11 protein-coding genes are annotated in these 10,255 nt (G+C 71.7%); 10 read left to right on the plus strand and 1 reads right to left on the minus strand.

The window, feature by feature from the left end; genetic code table 11:
• The first annotated feature begins 80 nt into the window (after positions 1-80).
• From ACRAQ3_RS15490 to ACRAQ3_RS15535, 10 genes are all read left to right on the plus strand, one after another.
• On the plus strand, positions 81-572 hold the full coding sequence (locus tag ACRAQ3_RS15490; RefSeq protein WP_432255216.1) for a flagellar basal body-associated FliL family protein: 492 nt from the start codon (positions 81-83) through the stop codon (positions 570-572).
• 13 nt (positions 573-585) lie between these two features.
• Positions 586-954, plus strand: coding sequence for a hypothetical protein (locus tag ACRAQ3_RS15495; RefSeq protein ID WP_432255217.1), 369 nt, complete (start codon positions 586-588; stop codon positions 952-954).
• Positions 951-1,565: a MotE family protein gene (locus tag ACRAQ3_RS15500; RefSeq protein ID WP_432255218.1), complete on the plus strand. Its 615-nt coding sequence runs from the start codon at positions 951-953 to the stop codon at positions 1,563-1,565. The genes ACRAQ3_RS15495 and ACRAQ3_RS15500 overlap by 4 nt, the downstream gene beginning before the upstream one ends.
• Before the next feature lie 101 nt (positions 1,566-1,666).
• On the plus strand, positions 1,667-2,533 hold the full coding sequence (motA, locus tag ACRAQ3_RS15505; protein WP_269397379.1) for a flagellar motor stator protein MotA: 867 nt from the start codon (positions 1,667-1,669) through the stop codon (positions 2,531-2,533).
• Positions 2,530-4,671, plus strand: coding sequence for a hypothetical protein (locus tag ACRAQ3_RS15510; RefSeq protein ID WP_432255219.1), 2,142 nt, complete (start codon positions 2,530-2,532; stop codon positions 4,669-4,671). Before motA ends, ACRAQ3_RS15510 begins: the two co-directional genes overlap by 4 nt.
• 71 nt (positions 4,672-4,742) lie before the next feature.
• The gene (locus ACRAQ3_RS15515) at positions 4,743-5,450 is read left to right on the plus strand and encodes a lytic transglycosylase domain-containing protein (RefSeq protein WP_432255220.1); all 708 of its coding nucleotides are present in this window, start codon (positions 4,743-4,745) and stop codon (positions 5,448-5,450) included.
• A 2-nt stretch (positions 5,451-5,452) separates the two neighbouring features.
• The gene (flhA, locus tag ACRAQ3_RS15520; protein WP_432255221.1) at positions 5,453-7,528 is read left to right on the plus strand and encodes a flagellar biosynthesis protein FlhA; all 2,076 of its coding nucleotides are present in this window, start codon (positions 5,453-5,455) and stop codon (positions 7,526-7,528) included.
• Complete coding sequence (locus ACRAQ3_RS15525) at positions 7,525-8,307, plus strand: flagellar biosynthetic protein FliR (protein ID WP_432255222.1); 783 nt, start codon at positions 7,525-7,527, stop codon at positions 8,305-8,307. Before flhA ends, ACRAQ3_RS15525 begins: the two co-directional genes overlap by 4 nt.
• The gene (locus ACRAQ3_RS15530) at positions 8,304-9,386 is read left to right on the plus strand and encodes an EscU/YscU/HrcU family type III secretion system export apparatus switch protein (RefSeq protein ID WP_432255223.1); all 1,083 of its coding nucleotides are present in this window, start codon (positions 8,304-8,306) and stop codon (positions 9,384-9,386) included. The genes ACRAQ3_RS15525 and ACRAQ3_RS15530 overlap by 4 nt, the downstream gene beginning before the upstream one ends.
• The gene (locus ACRAQ3_RS15535; RefSeq protein ID WP_432255224.1) at positions 9,383-9,760 is read left to right on the plus strand and encodes a hypothetical protein; all 378 of its coding nucleotides are present in this window, start codon (positions 9,383-9,385) and stop codon (positions 9,758-9,760) included. Before ACRAQ3_RS15530 ends, ACRAQ3_RS15535 begins: the two co-directional genes overlap by 4 nt.
• Here the strand turns inward: ACRAQ3_RS15535 and ACRAQ3_RS15540 are convergent.
• Positions 9,757-10,251: a flagellar basal body-associated FliL family protein gene (locus ACRAQ3_RS15540; RefSeq protein ID WP_269397386.1), complete on the minus strand. Its 495-nt coding sequence runs from the start codon at positions 10,249-10,251 to the stop codon at positions 9,757-9,759. The genes ACRAQ3_RS15535 and ACRAQ3_RS15540 overlap by 4 nt on opposite strands.
• Between the last annotated feature and the right edge of the window lie 4 nt (positions 10,252-10,255).

The raw sequence follows: 10,255 nt of genomic DNA on the forward strand, positions 1-10,255 counted from the left end.
CCTGCTTGCGGGATCAGGATTAACAATCGGTTAGTCGTTGCCGGTCTAACTGGGACAAAGCCGATCCGGAGGACCCGCCGATGACCGCCGCCGATCTCCCGCCGCAGGAAGATGACACACCGCGCAAGAAGCGCGGGCTGCCGCTGATCCTCGGGCTGGTGTTGGCGCTGGCAGGTGGCGGCGGCGGATTCTTCGCGGTGTCGTCGGGAATGCTGGGCGGCGGCACGGTGGAGGCGCCCGGGAGCGAAGCGCCCGCCATGCCGGAGGCGACGCCCGCGAGCTTCGTTCCGCTGGACCCGCTGGTGATCAACCTGCCGCCCGGTTCGGGGCGCCGCCTGCTGCGCTTTGCGGCGCAGATCGAGGTCGCGCCGGATCACGCCGCCGAGGTCGAATCGCTGCGTCCGCGCATCGTCGACGTGCTCAACACCTATCTGCGGGCGGTCGAGTTGGCCGATCTCGAGGATCCGGCGGCGCTGACCCGGCTGCGGGCGCAGATGCTGCGGCGGGTGCAGGTGGTGGCGGGGGCGGGGCGCGTGCGCGACCTGCTGGTGATGGAGTTCGTGCTCGATTGAGGGAGGAAGGGCCATGGATTGGGTCTCCGACGTGCTGTTGCTGTCGGGCGCGCTGGGCGCCGCGCTCTATTGCGCGATGCTGTCGCGGCGGCTGCGCCGCTTCACCGATCTGGAGGAGGGGGTGGGCAGCGCCGTGGCGCAGCTGGCGCTGCAGGCCGAAGAACTCGAGCAGGCCTTGGGCCGGGCTGGCGGCGCCGCCAGGGATCAGGCGGCGCGGATCGATTCGGCCAGTGCCCGGGCCGAGGCCGCGGCGCGGCGGCTGGAACTGCTGATGGCGTCGCTGCACGACTTGCCGGAGCCGCCGGGCACCGAGATGCCCGATCGCGCCCCGGCCAAGCCCGTCTTCATCAAGGAGCCCGCAGCGGCGCGGGCGCGCGGATGAGCGGCGCCCCTACGCCTAAGCGCCAGGCCCGGCGCAGGCGGGTCCTGCCGGTGGTGGCGGGGCTGCTGCTCGCCTCGGCGTTGCTGCGGCTTTCGGGCGATGACTGGCGCGCCCGCGCGGTGGGGCTCGCGCGCGATGTCGCGACGCGGGATCAGGCGCTGGAGCCTTCCGGATCGGACGCGCCCGAAAGCTGCGCCGCCGCGACCGATACGGCGGGGCTCCTCGAGGCGTTCCAGTCGCGCGAGGCGCGGATCACCGCCCGCGAGGGCCGGATCGAGGATCGGATGCGGGCGCTGCGGCTCGCCGAGGCGGAGCTGGAGGAGAAGCTCGCCGCGCTGGACGCGGCGCAGGCCCGGCTCGAGGACACGCTCGCGCTCTCCGAGAGCGCGGCCGAAACCGATCTCACGCGGCTCACCGCCGTCTACGAGAACATGCGCCCCGAGGAGGCGGCGCGGCTGTTCGAGCAGATGGCCCCGGATTTCGCCGCCGGATTCGTGGGGCGGATGCGGCCCGAGGCCGCCGCCCCGGTGATGAGCCTGCTCGATCCCGCCACCGCCTATTCGATCTCGGCGATCATGGCCGGGCGCAACGCGCTCGCCCCGACGCAGTGAGAGGGGCGCCGAAGACGCCGGCGTCGAGGAAACCTTAACCCCGTTCTGCGATCTCCTGAGCGGCGCCATCTTCCGGCGTCCGCCTTGAAGGAGCCCCGCCCGTGATCGGTCTCGTCGGCATCGTCATCATCTTCGTCATGGTCTTTGGCGGCTACATGCTTGCCGGGGGCAAGCTCGGCATCATCCTGAAGGCGCTGCCCTTCGAGATGATCATGATCGGCGGCGCCGCGATCGGCGCCTTCGTGATCTCGAATGACGGCGCGGCGATCAAGCACACGCTCAAGGATGTCGGTCGCGTCTTCAAGGGACCGAAATGGAAACACGAGGATTACCGCGATCTCCTGTGCCTGCTGTTCGAGCTGATACGGATCGCCCGCGCCAACCCGATCGCGGTCGAGGAACATATCGAGGCGCCGGCCGAATCGTCCGTGTTCGGCAAGTATCCCAAGATCCAGTCCGACGCCGAGGCGGTGGCGCTGATCTGCGACACGATGCGCGCGGCCTCGATGAACTACGACGACCCGCACCAGGTCGAGGAGGTGCTCGACAAGCGGATGGAAGCGAACCGGCACCATGCCGAGCATTCGATCCATGCGCTGCAATCGGTGGCCGACGGGCTGCCGGCGCTGGGCATCGTTGCCGCCGTTCTGGGCGTGATCAAGACCATGGGCTCGATCGATCAGCCGCCCGAGGTGCTTGGCAAGATGATCGGCGGCGCGCTGGTCGGCACCTTTCTCGGCGTGTTCCTCGCCTATGGCTTCGTCGGGCCCTTCGCGGCCAAGCTCAAGACCGTGATCGAGGAGGATCTGCATTTTCACCAGCTGATCCGCGAGGTGCTGATCGCCAACCTGCACCGCCATGCCCCCAATATCTGCATCGAGGTCGGGCGTCAGAACACCCCCGGCCACAACCGGCCCGGCTTCACCGAGCTGGAAGAGGCGCTCAAGGCCACGAAGGACGCCGCGTGAGGCGGGCGGCGCTGCTGGCGGTGCTGGCATGGGCGGCCGAGCCCGCCGTCGCACAGGAGCTTGGGCTGCGCTCGGGCGAACATCCCGATCGCATTCGCATCGTGGCCGAGATCCCGCCCGGCGATGACTGGCGGCTGGGCCGGGAGCCGGGCGGCTATGCGCTGCGGCTCGGCGCCGAAACGGCCCGATTCGACGCCACCACGGTGTTCGAGAAGATCCAGAGGGACCGGGTGTCCTCGGTCGAGCCGGTGCCGGGCGGCCTGCGGCTGCGGCTGGCCTGCGCGCCCTGTCACGCCGACGCGTTCCTGTGGCGCGACCGCCTGGTGATCGACATCATCGACGGCCCGCCGCCGCCGGGCAGCCGGTTCGAACGTTCGATCGAGGCACCGGCGCCCCGGCAGCCCGCCCTGCTGCCCGTGATCTTCGAAACCGCCGCTTCGCCGCCGCCGCTTCGCTTGTCCTTTCCCCGAGTAGTACAGTCGGAGCCGAAGGACCACTTGGGGCAGGGTCTTTTGGCCCAGCTCGATACGACGCGGCGTGCCCTGCTCGAAGGCGTCGCACGGGCCGCGAGTCAGGGTCTGTTGGATGCGTCAGAGAGCCTCGCGCCGGTGGTGAGCGATCCGCCATCGCTCCCCGTGCCGACCGGTACGCCGGTGCCCGGCCTCTCGGCCCGCAGCGGCTTCGACGTCGCCGACGGCACCGCCGCGCCGTCGCCCTGTCCCGACCCCGACCACTTCGCGCTCGCGGAGGGGACCTTGCCGGATGCCGATTTTGCCGGAACCCACAGGGCGCTGCGCGACGCGATGGCGGGGGATTTCGGCCGCGTGCCGCCGGGGGCGCCAGAGGCGCTGGCGCGGTTCTATATCCGTCACGGCTTCGGTCAGGAGGCGCGGGCGGTGCTGGCGATCGACGGAACCGGATCGCGCGAACGCGTCTGGCTGGCGCTTCTTGCCCGGCTGGTCGACGGGCCGATCGGCGATCCCGGCCCCCTTGCCGAAACACAGGCCTGCCTCGGCCCGACGGCGCTCTGGGGAGCCTTGGCCCGCGGCAGCGTCGAGGCCATGCCGGAGATCGCCCGCACCGCCGCCATCGCGGAGCTTCGCCTGCTGCCGCAGGCGCTTCGCGGCCATCTGGGCGCAAGACTGGCCCGGCTCTTCGTCGCGGCAGGCGACCCGCGCGGCGCCGACGAGATCCTCGGACGGAGCGGGGCGGCGCCCACCGGCGACACGCTCGAGGCGCGCTATGCCGAGGCCGAGATCGCCGGGGCGCTGGAGGGGCCCGAGGCGGAGATCGAGGCGCTGTCCGAGATCGCCGAACAGGATGCGAGGCTGACGCCGGAGGGTCTGTCACGGCTGATCGACATGCTGCTGGAGGAGGGGCAAGAGGTGCCGGGGGGGCTGCTGGAGCTGGCGCGGGCGCTGCGGTTCGAGCATCGTGGACAGCCTGCCGCCCTGATCCTGGCCCAGAGCGAGACCCGGGCCCTGATCGCCACGGGGCTGCACGAGGCGGCGCTCGATCTCGTCGATGCGATGTCCTTCGACCCTGATCTGGCGCGGGAGCTGCGCGGCGCGGCATTCCTCGCGATGACCCGCGATCTCGACGAGGCGGCCTTTCTCGAACGTGTCTTTGCGCCGCCGCCCGGACCGCTGACGCAGCCCGCCGAGACCGCCATCGCGGCCCGGCTTCTGGATCTGGGCTTTGCCGAAACGGCGCTGGCGCGGCTCGCGGCCCTGCCCGGCGATGCCGAGCGCGACGGGCTGCGCCGCCGTGCGCAAATGGCGCTTGACCGGGCCGCATCCGGTTTGGTCGAAGGGGGGGAAGCGGCGCTCATCGCACCCGAGGAGGCGGAGGAAGGCGCTGAGAGGGACACGAAACGCGACGCGGCGAGGCTGGCCCCCGATCCCATGGCCGCTTGGCGCGCGGGCGATTGGGAGGGGCTGGCTCGAAGCGGCGATCCATTGTTCGAGGCCGCCTCGATCGCCGCGCGCCGTCCCGCCACCCCGCCGGAGCCGGAGCCGGCCCCGGGCGCCGCGCCCAGCCTGTCGCAGGGCCGGGCCCTTGTCGAAGAGGCCCGCGCGGCGCGCGATCTCGCCACCGGGTTGATGTCGCGTTTCACGCTCGATCCCGAGCCGGAATGAGGCACGATTAACCTTATTCTCATGCCGATCCGTGAATGATGTCCCCGTAGACGCAGCAGAAGGCGCGCGCGATGCGGCTGGCTCACCTGATCCTCTGTCTCGCCCTCGGGGCCGGTCTTCCCGCGCGCGGCTCGGTCCCCGGGACCGCGCCATGGGTGCTGTGCGATGCCGCCGCGCGGCAGGCGGCGACCGAGACCGGCGTGCCGTTCGAGGTGCTGGCCGCGATCACCCGGACCGAGACGGGGCGCGGCCGCGACGGGGTGCTGCGCCCATGGCCCTGGACCGTGAACATGGAGGGGGCGGGCCGCTGGTTCGATGACCCGGCCGCGGCGCTCGACTATGCCCGCCGCCACCGCGCGCGCGGCGCCGTGAGCTTCGATGTCGGCTGTTTCCAGATCAACTGGCGCTGGCATCGCGCGCATTTCGCTTCGCTCGAAGAGATGTTCGACCCGTTGGCCGGCGCGCGTTATGCCGCGCGTTTCCTGTCGGAGTTGCATCGCGAGTTCGGGACATGGCCCGCCGCCGCCGGAGCCTACCACTCGCGCACGCCGAAACACGCGACGCGCTATCGCAAGCTTTTCGAGACGCATCTCGCCTCGGTGCGCCGAGCGGGAGATCGCCTGCCGAACGCCGCGCCCGCCCGAAGGACGCGGCCCGGTTCACCCGTTCCGGCCGCGCCGCCCGCCGCGCTGCGGCGCGTGAACGCCTATCCGCTGTTGCGGGCCCCTTCGGCGCAGGCTCGGCGCGCGCCCGGCTCGCTCGTGCCGCTGGGGGGATGAGAATGCCAGCCCTTTCGCCCCGCGTGTTGTTCCAGCCCACGGTCCTTCTGGCCCTGGCGCTGATGGCGATCATCGTGATGATGGTCCTGCCGATGCCCTCTATCGTGCTCGATATCGGGCTGGCGGCGAGCTTCGCGCTCGCGATCCTGATGTTCACCACGACCCTGTTCATCGAGCGGCCACTCGATTTCTCAGCCTTTCCGACGGTGCTGCTCGCCTCGCTGATGCTGCGGCTGTCGCTCAACGTCTCCTCGACCAAGCTGATCATCGGTCAGGGCCATACCGGCACCGGCGCCGCGGGCGGGGTGATCGAGGGCTTCGCGATGTTCGTGATGGGCGGCTCGGTGCTCTTGGGCATCGTCGTCTTCGGGGTGCTGCTGATCGTCAACTTCGTGGTGATCAACAAGGGCGCGACCCGGATGGCCGAGGTCGGCGCGCGCTTCGCGCTCGACGCGATGCCGGGCAAGCAGCTCGCCATCGACGCCGACATGTCGGCCGGCGCGATCGACCATGCCGAGGCGCGCGAACGCCGCGCCCGCGAACAGGCCGAAACCACCTTTTTCGGCTCGCTCGACGGCGCGTCCAAGTTCGTGAAGGGCGACGCGGTGGCGGGGCTGCTGATCACCGCGCTCAACCTCGTCATGGGCCTCGTCATGGGCACGCTGGTGCATGGCATGGAGGCGGGCCGCGCCTTCGAGACCTATGCGATCCTCACCGTCGGCGACGGGCTGGTGAGCCAGATCCCCGCCGTCATCATCTCGGTCGCCTCGGCGCTGCTCTTGGCGCGTGGCGGCGCGACCGGCGCCACCGACCTGGCGCTGGTGGCGCAGCTTGGCCGTCATCCGGCGGCGCTGGGCACCGTGGCGCTGCTTCTGGGGCTCTTCGCGCTGGTGCCGGGGCTGCCGGCGCTGCCGTTCCTCTTGGGCGCGGTGGTGCTGGGCGGCTGCGCCTGGCTCGGGCTACAGGCGCAAGCGCGGGCCCGGCCGGACCCCGAAGAGGCGGTCGCGCCGGCGCCCGGGGCCTCGATGGGCGACATGCTCGATCTCGACGACATCCATGTCGAGTTCGCGCCCGACCTCGTGGAGATGGTGCTCGACCCGGCGACCGGGCTCGACGCGCGCATCGCCTCGATACGCAGCCACGTGGCCACCCGCTTCGGCCTGCTGCTGCCCGAAATCCGGCTCACCGACGATGCGGGGCTGCCCGAGGGCGGCTACGTGATCCGGGTGCAGGGCGTCGAGCAGGAGCGCGACCTGCTGCGCCCGGGCCAGGTGCTGGCCCTGCTCACCGGAGAGGCCGCAGAGGAGCTGCCGGGCGAGAGCGTGGCCGAGCCGGTCTATGGCGCGCCGGCGCGCTGGATCGCGCCCGAGGCGCAGGAGCAGGCCGCACTGGCGGGCCTCACCACCGTCTGGCCCGCCGAGGTGCTGGCCACGCATCTGCTTGAGGTGATCAAGCGCAACTTCCCGAGGCTGCTGACGCTGCGGGCGCTGCGCCGGTTGCTCGACGAGATGACCAATCTCAGCGACGCGGCCCGGGCCGAGGCCAATCGCCGGCTGCTCGACGAGCTGGTGCCCGACAGGCTGCCCCTGGACCTGCTGCTGGCGGTGCTGCGGCTGCTGCTCGAGGAGCGCGTCTCGATCCGCAACCTGCCGGTGATCCTCGAAGCCTCGGCCGAGGGGCGGCAACTGCATGCCTCGGCCGAGGCCGTGGCCGAACATGTGCGCCAGCGGCTCGGCTTCCAGATCGTGGCCGAGCTCAGGCGCGCCGACGGAACGATCCCGCTGGTGCAGCTATCGCCCGATTGGGAGGAGGCCTTTGCCGCGCACCAGATGGCGCCGGACCGGGGTTCGGACGTGGCGCTGCCGCCCGAGGCCTTCAACCGGCTGGCGCAGGCCATCGCCGACAAGATGGCCCGCGCCGCCGAGCAGGGCGACCACGCGGCGCTGGTCACCACAAGCCGCAGGCGGCGGTTCCTGCGCACGGTGATGGCCGCCAAGGGCATTCCCAACCCGGTGCTCTCCTTCGAGGAAATCGGCGTCGATGCGCGCCCCGCCATCGTCGGGCTGGTGCCGGCATGACCGATCCGGCGCTGAGCCTGCTGCTCGATCAGGGCCGCGACGGGCTCTGGGCGGCGATGCTGGTGTTCCTGCGGGTCGGAACGCTGGCGACGCTGTTGCCGGTCTTCGGCGAACAGCTGGTGCCGGTGCGGGTGCGGTTCGCGGCGGCGCTGGGCTTTGCCGCCGTGCTGCTGCCGATGCTCGCGCCGCTGATGGCGACGCTGCCCGGCGGCGCGGGCGCGCGGCTGGCGCAGGGCGGGGCCGAGATCGTCGCCGGGCTGGCGCTGGGGCTGATGCTGCGGCTCTTCGTCGTCGCGCTGCAGGTCGCGGGCACGATGGCGGCGCAATCGACCTCGCTGGCGCAGCTCACCGGCGGCACGGCGACGGACCCGGCCCCCGCGATCGGGCAGGTGCTGATCCTGGGCGGATTGGCGCTGGCCGCACTGTCGGGGCTGCACCTGCGCGCCGCCGAATACATGCTGCTGAGCTACGAGATCCTGCCGCCGGGCCAGTTTCCCGACCCGGCGGCGCTGGCCGAGGCGGGGTTGGCGCAGGTGGCGCGGATCTTTGGCCTGGGCTTCGTGCTCGCCGCGCCCTTCCTGATCGCGGCGCTGGTCTACAACCTCACGCTCGGCGTCATCAACCGCGCCATGCCGCAGCTGATGGTCGCCTTCATCGGCGCGCCCGCAATCACCGGCGGCGCGCTGCTGCTGCTGTGGCTCAGCGCGCCGCTTCTGTTGCCGATCTGGCGCGCCGCCCTGTGGGGCTTCATGGGGGTGCCCTTCGGTGCCGGGCCATGAGCGGGAACGAGGACGCCGCCGAAAAAAGCCACGAACCCTCGCAGAAGAAGCTCGACGAGGCCCGCAAGCGCGGCGAGGTCCCGCGCTCGACCGACCTGATTACCGCAGCCGGCTATGGCGGGCTGGTGCTGGCCGGGCTCGCCGCCGGCCCGATGATCGCCCAAGCGCTGGGCACGGCGCTGATGGCGCCGCTCGACCGGGCCGGGACCCTGGCCCGCGATGCCTTCGCGGGCGGTGGCAGAGCGGTCGCCGGCGGGCTGATCTGGGCCGTGGCGGGCGCGATCTGGCCGCTGTTCGTCGCCCCGGCGGCGCTGGCGCTGCTCGCGGTTCTGGCCCAGCGCGGGCTGGTCTTTGCCCCCGGGAAGATCCGGCCCAAGCCGGATCGGATCTCGCCGATCAAGGGGCTGGGCAACAAGTTCGGCCGGGCCGGGCTGTTCGAATTCGCCAAGAGCTTTGCCAAGCTGGTGCTCTACTGCGTGGTCCTCGCGATCTACCTGCGGCGCCAGATGCCGCGGCTTCTGGGACAGATGCAGCTTTCGCCCGGCCAGATCGCTGCCGAGATGGGACGGCTCTGCCTCGGCCTGATGAGCCTCGTGCTGCTGGTGGCGCTGGCGCTCGGCGCGCTCGACCTGCTGTTCCAGCGCGCCGAACATCTGCGCCACAACCGGATGAGCCGCAAGGAGCTCACCGACGAGACCAGGGAGAGCGAGGGCGACCCGCATCTGAAGGGGCAGAGGCGACAGAAGGGGGTCGAGATCGCGATGAGCCAGATGATCGCCGAGGTGCCGAAGGCCGAGGTGGTGATGGTCAACCCGACCCATTACGCGGTGGCGCTGGCTTGGGATCGGGCCGCCGGCGGCGCGCCCCGCTGCGTGGCCAAGGGGGTCGACGCGATGGCCGCGCGAATCCGCGAGGTGGCGGCCGAGGCGGGCGTGCCGCTGCGGTCGGACCCGCCCTCGGCGCGGGCGCTCTACGCCACGGTCGAGATCGGCCAGGAGATCGCGCCCGAGCAGTACCGCGCCGTTGCCGCCGCGATCCGTTTCGCTGAGGCGATGCGCCGTAAGAGACGCGGTCGATGAGACGGGGCGATCCCGAGCTGCTGCTGCGGCTGACCGAGGCCGTCTTCGACGCGAAGCGGGGTCGTCTGGTGACGCTGCGGGCCGAGGAAGAGGCTCTGCATCGGACGATCCGGGGGCTGGAGCGGCCGCTGCGCGCGCCGGGGCCGGAAATCGATCCGGCCCGGCGCGCCGGGGCCGACCTGCTGTGGCAGGGCTGGGCGGATACCCGGCGCCGCGCCCTGCTGGCCGAGTTGGCCCGTCTCAGGGTCGAGATCGACAAGGCGATCGAGGAGCTGCGCCCCGCCTTCGGACGACGTGAGGCGGCAAGGCGGATGGTCGAGAATGCGCGGCAGGCACGGGCGCGGGCCGCGTCGCGGCGGGTCGAGCGGCCCTAGACGTCCTGCCGCCCGAACTCGGTGATCAGCACGTCGATCACCCGCTCGGCCCCGACCGTGTCGCGCGCCACCTCGAGCAGCCCGGCGCGCAGCTCGCGCATCGGCGCGGCGGCGGTGAAGACGCCTTCGAAACCGCCGAGATTGGCATGGTCGAACAGCACCCGCAGGAATCCGTCGCGCAGCCGTGGCTCGCGCGCGAAGACCTCGGTCTGCGCGCCCTCGACCACCTCGATGCTCATCGACATCACCACCATGGCCGAAACCCGGCCCTCCTCGACCACCGGCACGATGAACTGGTTGTTGAGCTTGGCGAAGGCGCTGGGCACGTCCGGCGGCGGCGCGGCGGGGGCGGGCGCGGCCTGCACCGGTTCGGATTCGGCGCAGCTGGTCTCTTCCTCGGCGTCCGGCGCGGGGGCGAGCAGCAGCGCCGCGCCGACGCCGCCGCCGGTGCCGAGGCCGCCGAGCAGCAGGGGAAGCAGCAGGGCTTTCATCGTT

This window comes from Limimaricola sp. AA108-03, assembly GCF_050847355.1.
Classification (GTDB): Bacteria; Pseudomonadota; Alphaproteobacteria; order Rhodobacterales; family Rhodobacteraceae; genus Limimaricola.

Bases quoted from the DNA above. Each gene is read 5' to 3' on its own strand.
- ACRAQ3_RS15525 (WP_432255222.1), top strand. From the start codon at position 7,525: ATGACCGATCCGGCGCTGAGCCTGCTGCTCGATCAGGGCCGCGACGGG.
- ACRAQ3_RS15530 (WP_432255223.1), top strand. From the start codon at position 8,304: ATGAGCGGGAACGAGGACGCCGCCGAAAAAAGCCACGAACCCTCGCAG.
- ACRAQ3_RS15515 (WP_432255220.1), top strand. From the start codon at position 4,743: ATGCGGCTGGCTCACCTGATCCTCTGTCTCGCCCTCGGGGCCGGTCTT.
- ACRAQ3_RS15495 (WP_432255217.1), top strand. From the start codon at position 586: ATGGATTGGGTCTCCGACGTGCTGTTGCTGTCGGGCGCGCTGGGCGCC.
- ACRAQ3_RS15500 (WP_432255218.1), top strand. From the start codon at position 951: ATGAGCGGCGCCCCTACGCCTAAGCGCCAGGCCCGGCGCAGGCGGGTC.
- ACRAQ3_RS15490 (WP_432255216.1), top strand. From the start codon at position 81: ATGACCGCCGCCGATCTCCCGCCGCAGGAAGATGACACACCGCGCAAG.
- ACRAQ3_RS15535 (WP_432255224.1), top strand. From the start codon at position 9,383: ATGAGACGGGGCGATCCCGAGCTGCTGCTGCGGCTGACCGAGGCCGTC.
- flhA (WP_432255221.1), top strand. From the start codon at position 5,453: ATGCCAGCCCTTTCGCCCCGCGTGTTGTTCCAGCCCACGGTCCTTCTG.
- ACRAQ3_RS15540 (WP_269397386.1), bottom strand. From the start codon at position 10,251: ATGAAAGCCCTGCTGCTTCCCCTGCTGCTCGGCGGCCTCGGCACCGGC.